Raw genomic sequence first — 17,861 nt, forward strand, 5'->3', positions numbered from 1 at the left:
AACATAGATGAAAAAGATGACTGTCTGTTTTCTTGCGCTCATGATGGTTTTGACATTATTTATCGCTGGGTGTTCAGCGGAACGGTCATCCGGTAAGCCGGGTGAAACGGAGCTGACTTTTTGGACATTTAACGGACTTCATGAGCAGTTTTATGTGGAAATGGTGAAAGAGTGGAACAAGAAATATCCTGACCGTCAAATTAAACTGAATACGGTCGTCTATCCGTATGGCCAAATGCACGATAATCTGTCGATTTCCTTAATCGCCGGGGAAGGCGTGCCTGACATTGCAGATGTAGAATTGGCGCGGTTTTCAAACTTTCTGAAGGGCACCGATGTGCCGCTTGCCGATTTGTCCCCGCTTATTGAAAAGGACCGGGATAAATTCGTAGAGGCGCGTCTTACGCTGTACAGCAAAAACGGCAAGCTATACGGGCTGGATACTCATGTAGGAACGACAGTTATGTTCTATAACATGGATATTATGAAAAAAGCCGGTATCAACCCGGATGATATGAAAACATGGGATGATTACCGCAAAGCCGGACAGAAAGTGCGCAAAGCGACCGGAAAGCCAATGGGAACAGTGGAAACAAATGATTCAGCAACATTTTTATCTATGATTTCACAGCAAAACTCAGGGTATTTTGATAAAAACGGAAAGCTGATCCTGAATAATGACACCAACGTAAAAACGCTTCAGTATTTAAAAGACCTGATTAATGATAAAACAATGATCGCTGCACCAGGCGGCGGGCATCACAGTGAAGAATATTACGGTTTTATGAACCAAGGCGGAGCGGCTTCTGTTCTGATGCCGATTTGGTATATGGGAAGATTCATAGATTATATGCCTGATCTGAAAGGGAAGATTGCCATTCGGCCGCTTCCGGCATGGAAAGAAGGAGGCGACCGTTCAGCAGGTTTGGGCGGCACAGCCACCGTTGTGCCAAAGCAGGCCAAACATGTCGAATTAGCGAAAGAGTTTCTCGCCTTTGCGAAGGGTTCTGAAGAAGGAAACAAAAAGCTTTGGAGTGTGCTCGGGTTCGATCCGCTTCGCTGGGATGTCTGGAGCTCCAAGGAATTGAAAGAGAAAAACCAATACACGGATTACTTCCAAAACGGAACAGGCATTTTTTCTGTGCTGCTCGATATCAAGGATGAAATCAATCCGATTTATTTACATGAGGATTTTGCCAAGGCTTCAGACCTTGTCAACAGAAGCGTATTATTCGACGCGCTCAAATCTCAGCAAAAGACGCCAAAACAAGCCTTGGACAGAGCGGCAGGTGAACTGAAACAGAAATAGAATCCCATTCAAAAAGTGAAAGCGGGGAGGTTCTCATGAAACCTGTGAAAACGGGAACGGCTCATCCCGTTCCTTCGGCTGCGAAAGAATCAGGCTGGCGAGGTATTTTTTATTCGAAAAAAGCGGCGCCTTATCTGTTTACAGCGCCATTTGTTTTATCCTTTCTTGTTTTTTTTCTATACCCCATCATTAGTGTCTTCATCATGAGCTTTCAAAGAATATTGCCTGGAGAGGTGACGTTTGTCGGGTTATCCAATTACACCGCTCTTAACAACCCGACGTTTTATACCGCCCTTTTTAATACGCTGGAATATACGTTTTGGACGCTGATTGTGCTGATTCCAGTTCCATTGCTGTTGGCCATATTCTTGAATTCGAAACTGGTCAAATTCAGAAACATTTTCAAATCAGCGTTATTTATACCTGCACTGACTTCTACCATTGTGGCTGGAATCATTTTCCGGCTGATTTTTGGAGAGATGGAAACATCTTTAGCCAATTCGATTTTATTGAAACTCGGCTTTTCACCGCAGAACTGGATGAACAATGAACATACCGGCATGTTTTTGATGGTGCTGCTTGCTTCGTGGAGATGGATGGGAATTAACATCCTTTACTTTTTGGCCGGACTGCAAAATGTGCCGAAAGAGCTGTACGAAGCCGCTGATATTGACGGAGCAAATACGATGAAAAAATTTATGCACATTACGCTGCCGTTTCTGAAGCCTGTATCCGTCTATGTTTTAACCATCAGCATCATTGGAGGGTTCAGGATGTTTGAGGAAAGCTACGTCCTTTGGCAAAATAATTCCCCGGGTAATATCGGCCTGACGCTTGTCGGATATTTGTATCAGCAGGGCCTTGCTTACAATGAAATGGGATACGGGGCGGCCATCGGCATTGTCCTTTTGATTGTCATACTTGTTGTCAGCCTGATTTCATTAAAACTGTCAGGCTCGTTTAAGGGGGAGGGGTAAATGTTGCAGCACAGTCCTCAGTTTCGGGTGTACAGAATCGCGCTTACTTTATTTTTTATCATGCTGAGCCTGTTGTATATTTTCCCGATTTTCTGTCTGCTTTTAGGATCATTAAAGCCGTCATCTGAGCTTTTGCGGGTGGGGCTGAATGTTGACATTGATCCAAAAGTGATGAGTCTTGATAACTATACATTTTTGTTTAACGGCGGCAGCATTTATTTTAAATGGTTTTTTAACAGCCTTGTGCTCTGTCTATTAACGACAGTGCTTACTCTGTTTTTCTCGTCGATGATCGGATACGGGCTAGCGGTTTATGAATTTAAAGGCAGAAATATCATCTTTGTTCTTGTGCTGATTATTATGATGGTTCCGCTGGAAGTGATGATGCTCCCGTTGTTTAAGCTTACAGTCGGACTGCATTTGATCGATTCGTATACGGGTGTCATTTTGCCGTTTATCGTTTCGCCGGTAGCTGTTTTCTTTTTCCGGCAATATGCACTCGGCCTTCCGAAAGATCTGCTGGATTCAGCAAGGATGGACGGATGTACGGAATTTGGCATTTTTTTCAGAATTATGGCGCCTCTGATGAAACCGGCATTCGGAGCGATGATTATTCTCCAGTCTTTAAACAGCTGGAACAACTTCTTATGGCCCTTGATTGTGCTTCGGTCGAAAGAAATGTTTACGCTTCCAATCGGGCTGTCCAGCTTGCTTAGCCCTTACGGAAACAACTATGACATGCTCATATCCGGCTCAGTATTTGCCATTTTGCCGGTGATTATCATTTTCTTGTTTTTCCAAAAGTACTTTATCTCCGGCCTGACAGTAGGCGGAGTCAAAGGATAATGAAGGAGGAAACGTATAATGAAAAAAGCGAGAGTGATTGTGGACAAAGAATATAAAATTGGTGAAGTCGACAAACGGATTTACGGGTCGTTCATCGAGCATATGGGGCGTGCTGTATACGAAGGCATATATGAACCTGATCATCCTCAGGCTGATGAAAACGGGTTTCGCAAGGATGTTCAGGCGTTAATCAAGGAATTGCAGGTTCCGATCATCCGCTATCCGGGCGGAAACTTTTTATCAGGGTATAATTGGGAGGACGGCGTCGGACCTGTTGAGAACCGCCCGAGACGCCTTGACTTGGCATGGCAAACGACAGAAACCAATGAAGTGGGAACGAATGAATTTTTAACTTGGGCAAAAAAGGTGAACACAGAAGTCAATATGGCTGTTAACCTCGGCACGAGAGGGATAGATGCTGCCCGTAATCTCGTAGAATACTGCAACCATCCGAAAGGCTCTTACTGGAGTGATTTGAGAAGATCACATGGCTATGAGCAGCCGTACGGCATCAAAACGTGGTGCCTGGGTAACGAAATGGATGGCCCGTGGCAGATCGGCCACAAAACAGCTGACGAATACGGACGGCTTGCAGCGGAGACGGCAAAGGTCATGAAATGGGTTGACCCATCAATTGAACTTGTTGCCTGCGGCAGCTCAAACAGCGGCATGCCGACGTTTATCGATTGGGAAGCAAAGGTGCTGGAGCATACGTACGAGCATGTCGACTATATTTCTCTCCATACGTATTACGGAAACCGGGATAACAATCTGCCAAACTATCTGGCTCGTTCCATGGATCTCGATCATTTTATTAAATCTGTTGCTGCAACCTGTGATTATGTAAAAGCAAAAACACGCAGCAAGAAAACAATCAATCTCTCTCTGGACGAATGGAACGTATGGTATCACTCAAATGAAGCTGATAAAAAAGTAGAACCGTGGATTACTGCGCGGCCTATTTTAGAAGATATTTATAACTTTGAAGATGCCTTATTGGTGGGCTCATTGCTCATTACGATGCTGCAGCACGCAGACCGTGTGAAAATCGCGTGTCTTGCACAGCTTGTAAATGTCATCGCGCCAATCATGACGGAAAAAGGCGGAGAAGCATGGAGGCAGCCGATTTTCTATCCGTACATGCATGCTTCTGTCTACGGCAGAGGAGAGTCGCTGCAACCGCTTATTTCTTCACCGAAGTATGACTGCTCTGATTTTACTGATGTGCCGTATGTTGACGCCGCTGTCGTATATTCTGAAGAGGAAGAAACACTGACGATTTTTGCGGTGAACAAAGCTGAAGATCAAATGGAAACTGAAATTTCCCTCAGAGGCTTTGAATCGTATCAAATCGCAGAGCACATCGTACTTGAGCATCAGGACATCAAAGCGACAAACCAGCATAACAGAAAAAATGTCGTCCCGCATTCCAACGGAACATCGTCTGTTAGTGAAAACGGCTTAACTGCACATTTCACGCCGCTTTCATGGAATGTGATCCGTCTGCAAAAACAATCATAATAGCAACATGAGCCGGAGATCTGTCTCCGGTTTTTTATTTTTTCTTAGTAAATATGATTCAGTACCTTGTAATGTTCAGTAGTGGATGTTACCATGTGAGGGATGGTGGAAAATATAAACAAAATTACGGGCCGCAGGGAGGATTTGATCATGAATGCTCAATTTAAAAAGGGAGCATTAGAGTTATGTGTGCTTGTATGTATTGCTGAAAAAGACCAATACGGATATGAGCTGTCTCAAAACATTTCCCGGTATATGGCTATTGCTGAAGGCACCTTATATCCTCTTCTAAGAAGACTGACGAAAGAGGAGTATTTAGAAACATATATGGCTCCGTCTTCCGAAGGGCCTGCCAGAAAATATTACACGTTGTCAAAGCTTGGTGTCATGCGAATGAAATTGCTGCTGGCAGAATGGGATCAGTTCACAGCATCCGTCAACCAAATCATTGATGCGGCAAGGGGAGGAGAACGATGAACCAAGAACAGTTTTTACAGGAGTTAAGTAAAGCGTTAAAGCCGCTTTCTGAAGAAGAGCGGAATGAGATCTTATTTGATTTTGAGGAACATATTACCGAAGGGATGAAAGAAGGCAGGCCGGAAGCGAACATTATCAGGGAACTCGGCTCCCCAAAACAAATTGCAAAGGAATTGGTGCCAGATGTGACGGAAACTGCTCCAGCAGTGCAGCGCCCTAAGAAGAACCTCTTCCAGATGGCATGTTCAGCAGCAGCGATAAGCATCTTGAATTTGATTTTTGTGCTGGGACCAGCTATTGGCATTTTTGGAGTGTACGTAGGTTTCTGCGGGGCAGCGCTTGCACTCTCTGTATCACCAATTATGTTTGTCGGCATGGTGATGTTTCAAATGAATACGCACATGATGCTGGAGTTCTTTTTATCACTCATGTTTGGCAGTCTGGGACTGCTATCTTGTATAGGGCTGTGGCATATAGGAAAGCTGCTGTATAGCGTGAGTTTACGATATATCAGATATAATTTAAAGCTGGTGACGGGGGCGCAGACATGAAAAAAATCATAATAGGATTGATCGCAGTATTTGCAGTCGGGGTAATCGGAGCTGTCATCTCTGCAGCTGCCTCGGATTTTACAAATGAAGAGGTGAAAGCTGCCGAAACTTATGATCCTGCAGATATTAAAAAAATTGAGGTAGCAACGAGCTCGATGAATGCAGAGGTCAAAAGCGGGCAAACGGATGATATTCAGGTAGCTGCTGAAGGACAAGTCAGTGATAAAAGCAAAAAGCTGTTCGATGTGACCCAAGATGGCAAATCATTAACAATCAATCAAATAGCACGCGAGAATATCATCTCTTTTATACCGTGGGGCAGCGAAAAGGATATGAAAATCACAATCACGATTCCGAAAAAGAAGTATGATGAGATAACCGTAACGACAACCTCTGGTGATATTCTGATAGAAAATGCGCAAACGGATCAATCAGCTGCTGACTCTACATCAGGAAATATTGAGCTGAAGCATACACGCATCGAAAACGAGCTGACGCTAAAAACAACGAGCGGAGATGTTCAAGCTGATCAAAATTCATTCGGCCAAGGTGAGGTAAAGACAACAAGCGGATCAATAAAAAGCAGCCACACAACAGCTGAAAAGGTGAACTATAAGACAACTTCCGGGGATATTGATCTTCTTCAGGATCATCAGAACGAAGAGGTCGACATCGTCACTACGAGCGGAAGTGTGTCAGTAGGGTATCAGAAAGAACCTGCATCTTTGGCAGTGGATTTTCAGGCTGACTCAGGTGATGCTGCGGTCAATCTCGACCACATCCTGTATAAAGAAAAGACAGAGCACCGTGTTGTAGGTTATGTAGGTAATAGCCCCTCTAACCATTTAAAAGTTCGTACAACCTCTGGAGACATTGAACTAAACTAACTGCCTCAAGCCGGCCCACTCCAGCCGGCTTTTTTGAATAGGAAAAAATGACCGCTTTTTGCTCTGAAATTATGATATATTTATGAAAAACAGCAAAGGGGTTGGGGAGAAATGAATGCGGTTACAATTGTGATAGCGTCAATGTGTATATTGGCTATCGCCTATCGTTTATACGGAACATTTATGATGGTGAAGGTTCTCAAAGTGAATGATGAAAAGCCAACGCCTGCACATGCGCTTGAGGATGGAAAAGACTATGTGCCTACGAATAAATGGGTCTCATTCGGTCATCATTTCGCGGCCATTGCGGCGGCCGGGCCGCTGGTCGGACCGATTCTCGCGGCGCAGTTCGGTTATTTGCCGGGATTATTATGGCTGTTAATCGGGGCGGTGATAGGGGGAGCCGTCCATGATATTGTTGTGCTGTTCGCGTCAATGCGTCAAAACGGAAAGTCGCTGTCGGAAGTGGCGAAGGATGAGCTTGGTCCTGTTGCCGGCTTTTGTACGGGACTGTCCATGCTGTTTATTATTACCATTACGATGGCAGGCCTGTCGATGGTTGTGCTGCACGCGCTTGAACGGAATCCGTGGGGGACATTTGCTGTAGGGATTACGATTCCGATTGCGATGGGTGTCGGCTTGTTTTATAAGAAAACAGGGAATTTAAAGCTGGCGTCTTCTATCGGTTTTCTATTTTTAATGGCCGGAGTGTTTATCGGGCCTTGGGTGCAGACTACCGCATTTGGTGATCTGTTAACCCTTGATACGAAAACGCTTGCAATCGCGTTGCCGATTTACGCTTTTTTTGCAGCGGCGCTGCCGGTCTGGCTGCTGCTCGCACCGCGCGATTATTTAAGCAGTTTTATGAAAATCGGTGTGTTTATCGCTTTAATTGCGGGTGTGTTTGTCGTGAATCCGTCCATTCCATTTCCGGCTTTTACGGAGTTTGTAAAAGGCGGCGGGCCTGTGCTTACGGGTCCTGTCTGGCCATTCATCTCGATTACAATAGCCTGCGGCGCGATCTCGGGGTTCCATGCCTTTGTCGGTTCCGGCACCACGCCGAAAATGCTTAATAAATGGAGTGATATGAAGCCGGTTGCTTTCGGTGCAATGCTTGTTGAGTGCCTTGTCGGCATTATGGCGCTGATTGCGGCGACTGCTTTGCAGCCTGCAGATTACTTTGCGATCAACAGCACGCCTGAGGTTTTCCGTACGCTCGGCATGGATGTTGTGCATTTGCCTGAACTGAGCAGGGAAATCGGTTTGGACTTAGAAGGCAGAACAGGGGGAGCCGTCACGCTTGCGGTAGGAATGACTTATATTTTTACCGGAATTCCGTTTTTCAGCCATCTGGCCTCATACTTTTTCCAATTTGTCATTATGTTTGAAGCGGTGTTTATTTTAACGGCAATCGACGCCGGCACGCGTGTGGCACGCTATTTGATTCAGGACTTCTTCGGAGAGGCGTATAAGCCGCTGAAGAAAACGGACTGGATTCCCGGATCTGTATTTGCCAGTGCGCTTGCCTGCTTTATGTGGGGCTATTTGCTTTACTCAGGTGATATCGGATCCATTTGGGCGCTGTTTGGCGTTTCCAATCAGCTGATGGCTTCAGTGGGTCTGATTATCGGAGCAACCATTGTGCTGAAAATCGCCGACAAACGCCGTTACATCCTCACCTGCCTCATTCCGCTCGCCTATTTATATGTGACTGTGAATTACGCGGGCTATTGGATGGTGCGCTATGTGTATCTCAATCCAGACGCTGCGGGTTACAGTGTCCTGAATGGCGTTTTGTCTATCATCATGCTGCTGTTAGGCTTCATCATTATCGTGGCGGCAGTGAAAAAATGGGCGCAGATGTGGAGAGATCCCAGCTTAAGAATGGAAGCCTCTATACCGGGATAAAAGGAAAAATGGAAACCTTAAGGAGGAAAAGAAATGAATTTATCAATGAAGTATATCATCCTGTATGTATCGGACAGCCAGCGCTCGATTCATTTTTATCAGCATATTTTGGGGCTGCCGATCCGCGCGGAACACGGCACATATGTAGAGTTTGATACCGGCTCCACCATTTTGGCGCTCAATACACGAGAAAGTGTCAAGGAAATGACGCCGTTAGATATACCGGAAACACCCGTTTCTTCACAAACATTTGAAATCGGGTTTGTCACTGAAAGTGTAGAAGCGGTCATCAAAAAAGTAAGAGAACACGGCATAACCATTATCGGGGAGCCTAAAGTGAAGCCATGGGGACAGACGGTCGCTTATATCGCCGATCCTGATGGACATTATATTGAAATTTGCAGTCCGATGGAATAAAGCACAAAGCCCAAAACAGAAATTGTTTTGGGCTTTCTTATGATGTTAGCGATCCGGCGGCTTCCAATAGCAAATCAGCAAGGTGAACAGCTCGGACCCTGCCGTTTAACCCCTCTCGTTCAATGCCGAGCTTCATCTGCAAAAGACATCCTGGATTGGCGGTTACAATGACCGCTGCTTCAGTTGCTTTGACAGCAGCCATTTTACTGTCCAGTATTTTCATTGACATGTCTGCTTCAACAATATTGTAAATTCCCGCTGATCCGCAGCAGCTGTCCGCTTTATCCATTTCTTTGAATTCAGCTCCCTTGATGCTTTGAAGAAGCTTTCTGGGCTCCGAAGATGTATGCATTACATTTCTCAGGTGGCATGAATCTTGATAGGTAATCAGCTTAGGTGTTTCAAGCTCCAAGTCTTTTTGGTGAAAATCAAGCTCAATCAAAACCGATGAAAAATCTTTTAGCTTCTGCACAAATGAAACAGCCCGCTCCGACCACTCGGGATCATCCTTCAGCAAATGGCCGTATTCAGTGAGAAAGGCTCCGCATCCGCCCGCGTTTGTAATGACAGCATCTACGTCTAGCGCTTCAAACACGGCGATGTTTTGTTTCGCAAGCTCTTTTCCCGTATTTTTTTCGCCACTGTGTCCATGCAGTGCGCCGCAGCATGCCTGCTCAGGCGGGATGACAATTTCACAGCCTGCCAGCTGCAGCAGTTTCAGCGTGGCATTGTTTGTCGGCAAAAACATCGTATCCATTAAACAGCCTGAAAAAAAAGCAACCCTTTTTTTAGCTGGGCCGACCGCCGGCAGTAAACGCGGCCGATGCTTCATTTCTTCACGTTTAGGCACATCCGGAAGAACGGCTTCCATCGTGCGCAAATGCTCAGGCAGAATGCGGAGCATGCCGGTTTTTCGCACAGCCGTCTGCAGCCCTGACCGCTGGTACAACCCAATGAGACTCACAGCCGAACGCATGCGGTTTTGATGCGGAAAGAGCTCCTGAAAAGCCGCTTTTCTCATAACACGCGCGCTGAGCGAGTGTTTTTTATTTTGGTGGATAATATCTCTTGCTTCCTCCAGCAGCTGTCCGTATTTAACGCCTGATGGGCATACCGGTTCACACGCGCGGCAGCCGAGGCAAAGAGACAGTGAACGCTCGACATCTTCATCCGGTTCAATCACACCGTCGGCGACTGCTTTCATTAAGGCGATTCGCCCGCGCGGCGAGTGAGATTCCTGAAAACCGGATTCGATATAGGTTGGGCAAGAAGGCAGACAGAAACCGCAGCGCATACAATTCAAAAGTTCGCTTTCATCCATACGCTCTTTAAACTCATGTTGGATCTGTTTCATTTCTTTTTCTGTTGTCATCTTTCCGTCACCACACGTTTTCCGGCATCTTTCGCAAACACTTTGCCCGGGTTTAAGATATTTTTTGGATCAAATGCCGCTTTCATTGCTTTCATTGCGGCGATGCCTTCTTTTTTCAGCTTCATTTCCAAGTAAGGCGCTTTCATGGCACCGACTCCGTGCTCCCCGGTAATCGTGCCGCCAAGCTCAATCGCTTTTTCAAAAATCTCGGCAAAAGCCTGTTCGACTCGCTCCATTTCATCTTTATTTCTTATGTCTGTCGTGCATGTCGGATGAAGGTTTCCATCCCCGGCATGGCCAAAGGTGCAGATCGAAATATCGTATTTCGCGGCAATGTCATTAATGGCTTTTACCATATTTGCGATTTCTGACCGCGGTACAGTCGCATCCTCCAAAATGGTGGTCGGCTTTAAACGGGCAAGTGCAGAAAGCGCTGAACGCCGGGCTTCAGTGAGGGCGAATGCTTCCTCATCTGTTTGTGCAGTTTGAACGGAGACGGCAGCGCCTTTTTTGCAAATTGCCTCAATTTTTTCCGTGTCACGAGCCACGGTCTCAGCTGTCCCGTCCTGTTCGATCAAAAGAACCGCTTTCGCATTTGTCGGAAGGCCGATCTTGGCATAATCCTCAATCACCAAAAGGGTAGGCTGATCGAGAAATTCAAGTGTAGCCGGTATAATTTTTTCGGCAATAATGGCTGACACTGTTTGAGCAGCGGCATCAATATTTTCATAAAGGGCGAGCAGCGTCTTCTTTGTTTCTGGCTTCGGCACGAGTTTGAGAATCGCTTCTGTCACAATGCCGAGTGTCCCTTCTGAGCCGACAAAAAGGCGCGTGAGATCATACCCGGCTACATCCTTTGCAAGTTTTCCCCCAGTGCGGATCATATCTCCGTTTGCCAAAACAACCTCCAGCCCGATGACGTAGTCACGGGTGACGCCGTATTTTAAGCCGCGGAGACCGCCGGAATTTTCGTTGATGTTTCCTCCGATGGTTGATATTTTCATAGAACTCGGATCAGGCGGATAGAACAACCCCTTGCTTTCAACCGCACGAATTATATCCAAGGTAATAACGCCAGGCTGGACTGTGGCCGTCAAATTTTCTTCATCAATCTCAAGAATCTGATTCATATGCTTAAAGAGAAGAACAAGCCCGCCTTCAGTAGGGCACGTGCCCCCGCACAGGTTTGTCCCCGATCCTCTCGGAACAATCGGTACACGGTGCTCACTGCAAATGTTTAAAATACGTGATACTTCATGTGCATCTCTCGGCGCAATCACTGCATCCGGCATAGACTGAAATTGCGGTGTCGCGTCATATGAATACACGAGACGGCCGGCTTTCGAGTCATCATAGTTTTCCGGTCCGACGATTTGGATCAGCTGTTCTTTTACATCTTTGGTGATCATGTTCACCCATCCCCCTATCAAAAAACGCTTTCAATCTATTGTAAAAGAAAAAAAGCAAAGCTTTCCATGTAGGGACATACAAAAAATGAAACTGAAACTCTCTCTATTTTGTATCTTGACCTAAAAAGTAAAGCGCGACATACATCGTGACGATGTCCTCTGTACGCTGAAAACTTAAACCCGTCAGCTGTTCAGCCTTTGACAGGCGATAGCGGAGCGTATTGATATGAATATGCATCTCTTCAGCCGTTTTTTTCAGGGACAAATCGTAATGGAAGAGAGTTCGTATCGTATTCATAAGCTCTTCGTTCCGGAGCGCTTCCTGAAACACTCTTTGCGGAAATTCATGTCGGGTACCCGGGCTGATCTCAGTCAGGCACATATCAAGCTTCAGGTCTTCCTCGCATACGGCGGTTTTGCGTTTAAGGCTGACGGCTAGCGCTTTTTCTGCCTGTTCGTATGACTGCGGCAGGCCGGAGCCGCTGACAGCCCTCCCAACGCCGGCAGCTGCACGGCTGTTTCCGAGGCGTTCAGCCAATGAACAAATAAGCTGAATTTGCCGCAAAAGCTGCTCCTTTTGTTCATGTTTCGGCACTTCGTGATTAATCAGAATACGTTCATTTCCCCATCTGATGAATAGATCGGATGGAAACACTGGTTTCCAGGCGCGTGTCATTTGATCAATATCGCCGGGAGACCATTCGTGCCCTTGAATGAGGATCATCTGGCGGAGGGAGGTAAGGTCAACGCCAAGAAGCTGCGCTTTTTCGAGAAAACCCGGAGACCATTCTTTTAATTGCAGCCAGTCGATCATAAAGGATTCCAGCATTCTCTCGCGCCACTGGGTCTGCTCCAGATGCCACGATTCTTTAATGAACAGCTCTGTCATTTTCCTGAGCAGCTCCCCGTACGGCTGAATCTCAGCAGGTTCTCCCGTCAGTCCGAACACGGCGATGACATCACGCTCAGAAAATACGGGGAGGTTTAACCCCGCCTTTACCCCTTTGAGTCTCTTTTCATCTTCTTTTGTAATGATCACATTGCGTTTCTCTTTCGCGCAGATGAGCGCTCCTTCATGAAATAGCCCGACTCGCTCATCATTTGTGCTTGCGATAATGAGGCCGTCTGTGCTGACAATAATGACTTCACGTTCGTACATTTTTTTCACTTCGGCAATGATTTTTTTCGCTAACAGCGGTTGTAAAAACATGGCGGCGATCCCCCTCATGTTTTTATTATATAAGAAAAAAACCGGGCGCTGTCACCCGGTTTTGATGTGCTATTGGGCAGGTTTTAATCCGCCTTCCAGCGTCTTTAACATTTCTTGTTTCTCACTCTCAGATGCGTGCTGCCAAATGACTTCAAACAAAACGCCGAGTCCCGGAAGCATTTTTTCTTCACCGCTTTGAATCGCGTCCACAATTGTGTGTTCAAGCTGCTCCTGATCATTGCCGGTTACATTGGCAATGACGGCATGACGTAAATTAAGATCCATATGAAGCGCTCCTTTTTTCTAAAAATGTAATACGTATATTCTAACCCTGCACCCGGTTTATTATGTGCTGTTCTTGCGATATAATAACATCATGTTAAAAAAAGGAGAGCCACACAGACAGTGAAACAAATAGAATCGGCAAAAAACCAAAAAGTGAAGGATTGGAAAAAACTTCACACAAAAAAAGACCGAACAAAAACGAATACCTATTTGATTGAAGGAGAACATCTTGTTGAAGAAGCCTTAAAGAGCCCGGGCGCGGTGAAAGAAATTCTTGTCAAGGATGAAGCGGACATCCCGCCGAATCTTGATATGGGCATCCAGTGCTACGTGCTGAGCGAAGACGCGTTTTCAGCTGTTACAGAAACGGAAACACCGCAGCGGATCGCCGCTGTTTGCAATATGCCGGAAGAACATCTCGCGCCGCCTAAACGTGTGCTGCTGATTGACGCTGTTCAAGATCCGGGGAATCTCGGCACGATGATTCGCACGGCGGACGCAGCCGGTTTGGATGCGGTTGTGCTCGGTGACGGCACGGCGGATGCGTTTAACGGAAAAACGCTGCGATCCGCGCAAGGCTCCCATTTTCACATTCCTGTTGTGAGAAGAAATTTACAATCATACGTGGATGAATTAAAAGCAGAGGGCGTAAAAGTGTACGGCACAGCACTGCAAAACGGGGCGCCTTACCAGGACATCTCACCATCCGGTTCATTTGCTTTAATCGTCGGAAATGAAGGGGCAGGGGTGGATACCGGATTGCTGGAAAAAACAGATTTAAACCTGTACGTCCCGCTGTACGGGCAGGCTGAATCACTGAACGTTGCAATTGCGGCGGCTATCCTGATGTACCACTTGCGAGGATAGTGTTGCGCCGAGCGGAGTATTTCACTATAATAGAACATAATATTTGAAAAACCGTGACAGAGGATCTCGATTTCTGATCAACTGCCTTCCAGGGAGAAAATGCCGCAGACTGAGAGCATTTTTAAAGCAGCCAGAAATTGGTTTCACCTCTCGAGTTGTCACCGGGACCGCGCACCTTGCGCGTAAAGGTGAACCGGAATCTGATTCCGTTATGTCAATGAAGCTGACGACAGCATCAGTCTGTCTGAAATAAGGGTGGTACCGCGGCCACAACTCGTCCCTTGTCCTATAAGGGGCGGGTTTTTTTGTTTTTTAGAGACATATAACGGTTTGTTTACATAAAAGGAGGATGCAAAATGGAAGAAAAGCTAAAACAGCTGGAACAAGAAGCTTTAGATCAAGTAGAAGCGGCAAGCTCATTGAAGGTTGTCAATGATATTCGGGTTCAATATCTCGGAAAAAAAGGGCCGATCACAGAAGTGCTGCGCGGAATGGGCAAGCTTTCTGCGGAGGAGCGTCCGAAAATGGGCGCTCTTGCCAATGAGGTAAGAGAACGAATCGCCAATGCGATTGCAGCTAAAAACGAAAAGCTTGAGGAAGAAGAAATGAAACAGAAGCTTGCGGGACAGACAATTGACGTCACACTCCCGGGTAATCCTGTCGCAATCGGCGGACGCCATCCGCTCACTGTTGTCATTGAAGAAATTGAAGATCTATTTATCGGCATGGGCTATACCGTTGAAGAAGGCCCTGAGGTCGAGACGGACTACTACAACTTCGAAGCGCTCAACCTGCCGAAAGAACACCCTGCCCGCGATATGCAGGACAGCTTTTACATCACAGAGGAAATGCTGATGAGAACGCAAACCTCTCCTGTTCAGACGCGGACGATGGAAAAGCACAAAGGCAAAGGGCCTGTTAAAATCATTTGTCCCGGAAAAGTATACCGCCGCGATAATGATGACGCGACGCACTCTCACCAATTTATGCAGATTGAAGGGCTTGTTGTTGATAAAAACATCAGCATGAGTGATTTAAAAGGAACCCTTGAACTGGTTGCGAAAAAAATGTTCGGGCAAGACCGTGAAATCAGACTTCGCCCAAGCTTCTTCCCGTTTACCGAGCCTTCAGTAGAAGTAGACGTAACGTGCTTTAAGTGCGGAGGAAACGGCTGCTCTGTATGTAAAGGAACAGGCTGGATTGAAATCCTCGGCGCCGGCATGGTTCACCCGAATGTGCTGGAAATGGCCGGTTTTGATCCGAAGGAATATCAGGGCTTTGCGTTCGGAATGGGTGTTGAGCGCATCGCGATGCTGAAATACGGCATCGATGATATCCGCCACTTCTATACAAACGATGTCAGATTTATTTCGCAGTTTAAACAGGCGTAAGAGGAGGATGCTAGAATGTTTGTTTCTTATAAATGGTTAGAGGATTATGTTGATTTAAAAGGCATGGATCCGGCTGTTCTTGCTGAGAAAATAACAAGAGCCGGTATTGAAGTTGAAGGAATTGAGTATAAAGGAGAAGGCATTAAAGGCGTTGTCATCGGCCATGTGCTGGAGCGCGAACAGCATCCAAACGCCGATAAGCTGAATAAGTGCCTTGTAGATATCGGAGCTGAGGCACCCGTCCAAATCATTTGCGGCGCGCCAAACGTGGATAAAGGGCAAAAAGTTGCAGTCGCTACAGTCGGAGCGGTGCTGCCGGGCAATTTCAAAATCAAAAAAGCCAAGCTTCGCGGTGAAGAATCAAACGGCATGATTTGTTCTTTACAAGAGCTCGGTATTGAGAGCAAGCTTGTGGCGAAGGAATATGCGGAAGGCATTTTCGTTTTCCCAAATGATGTTGAAGCAGGAAGTGATGCGTTAGCTGCTTTACAGCTTGACGATGCTGTCTTAGAGCTCGGTTTAACACCGAACCGCGCCGATGCGATGAACATGCTTGGTGTTGCTTATGAGGTTGCAGCGATTTTAGACACAGAGGTAAAGCTTCCGCAAACGGATTACCCAGTCGCTTCAGAACAAGCGTCAGACTACATTTCTGTCAAAGTTGAAGACCAGGAAGCAAATCCGCTGTATACAGCAAAAATCATTAAAAACGTAAAAATTGCTCCGTCACCGCTTTGGATGCAGACGAAACTGATGAATGCAGGCATTCGACCGCATAACAACGTCGTGGATATCACAAACTTTGTTTTATTGGAGTACGGACAGCCGCTTCACGCGTTTGATTATGACAGATTTGGCTCTAAGGAAGTCGTAGTCAGAAAAGCTGTTGAAAATGAAACAATCTTAACACTCGACGATCAGGAACGAAAACTGTCTGCTGATCACCTTGTCATTACAAACGGGTCGAAAGCACAAGCCGTTGCTGGTGTTATGGGAGGAGCAGAATCAGAAGTTCGGGAAGACACAACAACGATTTTGCTTGAAGCTGCGTTCTTCAACGGGCAGACGGTTCGCAAGGCTTCAAAAGATCTTGGTTTGAGAAGTGAATCGAGTGCAAGATTCGAAAAAGGCATTGATCCTGCGCGTGTTCGTCTTGCGGCAGAACGAGCGGCACAGCTGATCCACCTGTATGCCGGCGGTGAAGTGCTTGCCGGAACTGTTGAAGAAGACCATCTCACAATCGAAGCGAATAACGTTCATGTATCGGCTGACAAGGTGAACAGCGTTCTCGGCATGACGATCAGCAAAGAAGAACTGATCAGCATTTATAAGCGTCTTGGCTTTACTGTCGGAGAAGCAAATGACTTGCTCGTTGTGACTGTTCCGTCACGCCGCGGTGACATTCGCATCGAAGAGGATTTGATTGAAGAAGCAGCAAGATTGTACGGCTACGACAACATTCCGTCCACACTTCCTGAAACAGCGGGAACAACAGGCGGATTGACGCCTTACCAGGCAAAACGCCGTAAAGTCAGACGTTTCCTTGAAGGAGCCGGCTTGTCACAAGCGATTACCTACTCATTAACAAACGAGAAAAAAGCGGCGGCATTTGCGATTGAAAAATCATTTAACACTGTCCTTGCGCTTCCGATGAGTGAAGAAAGAAGCATTCTCAGACACAGCCTTGTTCCGAATCTGCTTGAATCCGTTTCTTACAACCTGGCAAGACAAACTGATTCGGTTGCATTGTACGAAGTCGGTTCCGTTTTCCTGACGAAGGAAGAGGATACAAAACCTGTTGAAACGGAGCGCGTGGCAGGAGCGGTAACCGGTTTATGGCGCAAGCATCTGTGGCAGGGCGAGAAAAAACCGGTCGATTTCTTTGTCGCAAAAGGAATTGTTGAAGGGCTGTTAGATAAACTGAACGTCCTGGGCAGCATTGAATTTGTGCAATCAGAAAGAAAACAGCTGCACCCGGGCAGAACTGCGAACATTCTTTTAAACGGCTCTCTTATCGGCTTTATTGGCCAAGTCCATCCTTCACTGGAAAAAGAACTGGATATTAAAGAAACGTACGTGTTCGAACTTGATCTTCACACGCTGCTTACAGCAGACACGGCGCCGCTCGTGTACACGGCGATTCCGAAATATCCGTCTGTGACACGTGATATCGCGCTTGTGACAGATAAATCAGTGACAAGCGGCCAGCTCGAGAGCGTCATTAAAGAGGCGGGCGGCAAGCTTCTGAAAGAAGTAACCGTCTTTGACGTCTACGAAGGCGAACATATGGAGGAAGGCAAAAAGTCAGTCGCTTTTTCACTCCAATATGTAAATCCGGAGCAAACGCTGACTGAAGAAGAAGTGACAAAAGCGCACGACAAAGTCCTGAAAGCGTTGGAAAACACTTATCAGGCCGTATTGAGAGGCTAATAAA

Annotated in this window: 17 protein-coding genes; 12 read left to right on the plus strand and 5 right to left on the minus strand. The window is 46.4% G+C overall.

Annotated elements, in window-relative coordinates:
- Nucleotides 1-7: 7 nt before the first annotated feature.
- From KXD37_RS01200 to KXD37_RS01240, 9 genes are all read left to right on the plus strand, one after another.
- On the plus strand, nt 8-1,309 hold the full coding sequence (locus tag KXD37_RS01200; RefSeq protein ID WP_127696667.1) for an ABC transporter substrate-binding protein: 1,302 nt from the start codon (nt 8-10) through the stop codon (nt 1,307-1,309).
- Between the two features lie 35 nt (nt 1,310-1,344).
- The gene (locus KXD37_RS01205; protein WP_010335239.1) at nt 1,345-2,286 is read left to right on the plus strand and encodes a carbohydrate ABC transporter permease; all 942 of its coding nucleotides are present in this window, start codon (nt 1,345-1,347) and stop codon (nt 2,284-2,286) included.
- Nucleotides 2,287-3,132, plus strand: a complete 846-nt coding sequence (gene araQ, locus KXD37_RS01210; RefSeq protein WP_255004748.1) for an arabinose ABC transporter permease AraQ — start codon at nt 2,287-2,289, stop codon at nt 3,130-3,132.
- Between the two features lie 18 nt (nt 3,133-3,150).
- The gene (abfA, locus tag KXD37_RS01215; RefSeq protein ID WP_095714250.1) at nt 3,151-4,653 is read left to right on the plus strand and encodes an alpha-L-arabinofuranosidase AbfA; all 1,503 of its coding nucleotides are present in this window, start codon (nt 3,151-3,153) and stop codon (nt 4,651-4,653) included.
- 150 nt (nt 4,654-4,803) lie between these two features.
- A complete protein-coding gene (locus KXD37_RS01220) occupies nt 4,804-5,130 on the plus strand; it encodes a PadR family transcriptional regulator (RefSeq protein ID WP_024122421.1) in 327 nt (108 codons plus the stop codon).
- Nucleotides 5,127-5,681, plus strand: coding sequence for an HAAS signaling domain-containing protein (locus tag KXD37_RS01225; RefSeq protein WP_099043322.1), 555 nt, complete (start codon nt 5,127-5,129; stop codon nt 5,679-5,681). Before KXD37_RS01220 ends, KXD37_RS01225 begins: the two co-directional genes overlap by 4 nt.
- Nucleotides 5,678-6,568, plus strand: coding sequence for a DUF4097 family beta strand repeat-containing protein (locus KXD37_RS01230; protein WP_127696669.1), 891 nt, complete (start codon nt 5,678-5,680; stop codon nt 6,566-6,568). The genes KXD37_RS01225 and KXD37_RS01230 overlap by 4 nt, the downstream gene beginning before the upstream one ends.
- A gap of 111 nt (nt 6,569-6,679) precedes the next feature.
- The gene (cstA, locus tag KXD37_RS01235) at nt 6,680-8,476 is read left to right on the plus strand and encodes a carbon starvation protein CstA (protein WP_255004749.1); all 1,797 of its coding nucleotides are present in this window, start codon (nt 6,680-6,682) and stop codon (nt 8,474-8,476) included.
- Between the two features lie 33 nt (nt 8,477-8,509).
- Nucleotides 8,510-8,893, plus strand: a complete 384-nt coding sequence (locus KXD37_RS01240; RefSeq protein ID WP_044153993.1) for a VOC family protein — start codon at nt 8,510-8,512, stop codon at nt 8,891-8,893.
- A 37-nt stretch (nt 8,894-8,930) separates the two neighbouring features.
- On the opposite strand, the gene KXD37_RS01245 is transcribed toward KXD37_RS01240, so the two are convergent.
- From KXD37_RS01245 to sspI, 4 genes are all read right to left on the minus strand, one after another.
- A complete protein-coding gene (locus tag KXD37_RS01245; protein WP_255004750.1) occupies nt 8,931-10,265 on the minus strand; it encodes a (Fe-S)-binding protein in 1,335 nt (444 codons plus the stop codon).
- Nucleotides 10,262-11,674 carry a glycolate oxidase subunit GlcD gene (gene glcD / locus KXD37_RS01250; protein WP_263463210.1) on the minus strand — a complete coding sequence of 471 codons (1,413 nt, stop codon included), beginning with the start codon at nt 11,672-11,674 and terminating at the stop codon, nt 10,262-10,264. Before glcD ends, KXD37_RS01245 begins: the two co-directional genes overlap by 4 nt.
- A 103-nt stretch (nt 11,675-11,777) precedes the next feature.
- Complete coding sequence (locus KXD37_RS01255) at nt 11,778-12,884, minus strand: CdaR family transcriptional regulator (RefSeq protein WP_263463211.1); 1,107 nt, start codon at nt 12,882-12,884, stop codon at nt 11,778-11,780.
- Between the two features lie 69 nt (nt 12,885-12,953).
- Nucleotides 12,954-13,169: a small acid-soluble spore protein SspI gene (gene sspI, locus KXD37_RS01260; protein ID WP_010335228.1), complete on the minus strand. Its 216-nt coding sequence runs from the start codon at nt 13,167-13,169 to the stop codon at nt 12,954-12,956.
- A gap of 120 nt (nt 13,170-13,289) precedes the next feature.
- On the opposite strand from sspI, the gene KXD37_RS01265 reads away from it, so the two are divergent.
- Complete coding sequence (locus tag KXD37_RS01265; protein WP_263463212.1) at nt 13,290-14,036, plus strand: TrmH family RNA methyltransferase; 747 nt, start codon at nt 13,290-13,292, stop codon at nt 14,034-14,036.
- 24 nt (nt 14,037-14,060) lie between these two features.
- On the opposite strand, the gene KXD37_RS01270 is transcribed toward KXD37_RS01265, so the two are convergent.
- Nucleotides 14,061-14,309, minus strand: coding sequence for a hypothetical protein (locus tag KXD37_RS01270; protein ID WP_081638352.1), 249 nt, complete (start codon nt 14,307-14,309; stop codon nt 14,061-14,063).
- 83 nt (nt 14,310-14,392) lie between these two features.
- Between KXD37_RS01270 and pheS the strand changes: the two genes are divergently transcribed.
- Nucleotides 14,393-15,427 (plus strand): phenylalanine--tRNA ligase subunit alpha, encoded by a 1,035-nt coding sequence (gene pheS, locus KXD37_RS01275; RefSeq protein WP_059335559.1) that lies wholly within the window; start codon nt 14,393-14,395, stop codon nt 15,425-15,427.
- A gap of 15 nt (nt 15,428-15,442) precedes the next feature.
- Entirely contained in the window at nt 15,443-17,857 is a 2,415-nt protein-coding gene (gene pheT, locus KXD37_RS01280) for a phenylalanine--tRNA ligase subunit beta (RefSeq protein ID WP_254517818.1), read from the plus strand.
- Nucleotides 17,858-17,861 lie beyond the last annotated feature (4 nt).

This window comes from Bacillus sp. XT-2, from assembly GCF_025696525.1.
Lineage (GTDB): Bacteria > Bacillota > Bacilli > Bacillales > Bacillaceae > Bacillus > Bacillus halotolerans.

What these genes read in the sequence shown, in the direction of transcription:
- KXD37_RS01240 (WP_044153993.1), top strand. Translation starts at nt 8,510, where the DNA reads ATGAATTTATCAATGAAGTATATCATCCTGTATGTATCGGACAGCCAG.
- KXD37_RS01205 (WP_010335239.1), top strand. Translation starts at nt 1,345, where the DNA reads ATGAAACCTGTGAAAACGGGAACGGCTCATCCCGTTCCTTCGGCTGCG.
- glcD (WP_263463210.1), bottom strand. Translation starts at nt 11,674, where the DNA reads ATGATCACCAAAGATGTAAAAGAACAGCTGATCCAAATCGTCGGACCG.
- pheT (WP_254517818.1), top strand. Translation starts at nt 15,443, where the DNA reads ATGTTTGTTTCTTATAAATGGTTAGAGGATTATGTTGATTTAAAAGGC.
- KXD37_RS01220 (WP_024122421.1), top strand. Translation starts at nt 4,804, where the DNA reads ATGAATGCTCAATTTAAAAAGGGAGCATTAGAGTTATGTGTGCTTGTA.
- cstA (WP_255004749.1), top strand. Translation starts at nt 6,680, where the DNA reads ATGAATGCGGTTACAATTGTGATAGCGTCAATGTGTATATTGGCTATC.
- araQ (WP_255004748.1), top strand. Translation starts at nt 2,287, where the DNA reads ATGTTGCAGCACAGTCCTCAGTTTCGGGTGTACAGAATCGCGCTTACT.
- pheS (WP_059335559.1), top strand. Translation starts at nt 14,393, where the DNA reads ATGGAAGAAAAGCTAAAACAGCTGGAACAAGAAGCTTTAGATCAAGTA.
- KXD37_RS01255 (WP_263463211.1), bottom strand. Translation starts at nt 12,884, where the DNA reads ATGTTTTTACAACCGCTGTTAGCGAAAAAAATCATTGCCGAAGTGAAA.
- abfA (WP_095714250.1), top strand. Translation starts at nt 3,151, where the DNA reads ATGAAAAAAGCGAGAGTGATTGTGGACAAAGAATATAAAATTGGTGAA.
- KXD37_RS01200 (WP_127696667.1), top strand. Translation starts at nt 8, where the DNA reads ATGAAAAAGATGACTGTCTGTTTTCTTGCGCTCATGATGGTTTTGACA.
- KXD37_RS01230 (WP_127696669.1), top strand. Translation starts at nt 5,678, where the DNA reads ATGAAAAAAATCATAATAGGATTGATCGCAGTATTTGCAGTCGGGGTA.
- sspI (WP_010335228.1), bottom strand. Translation starts at nt 13,169, where the DNA reads ATGGATCTTAATTTACGTCATGCCGTCATTGCCAATGTAACCGGCAAT.
- KXD37_RS01245 (WP_255004750.1), bottom strand. Translation starts at nt 10,265, where the DNA reads ATGACAACAGAAAAAGAAATGAAACAGATCCAACATGAGTTTAAAGAG.
- KXD37_RS01225 (WP_099043322.1), top strand. Translation starts at nt 5,127, where the DNA reads ATGAACCAAGAACAGTTTTTACAGGAGTTAAGTAAAGCGTTAAAGCCG.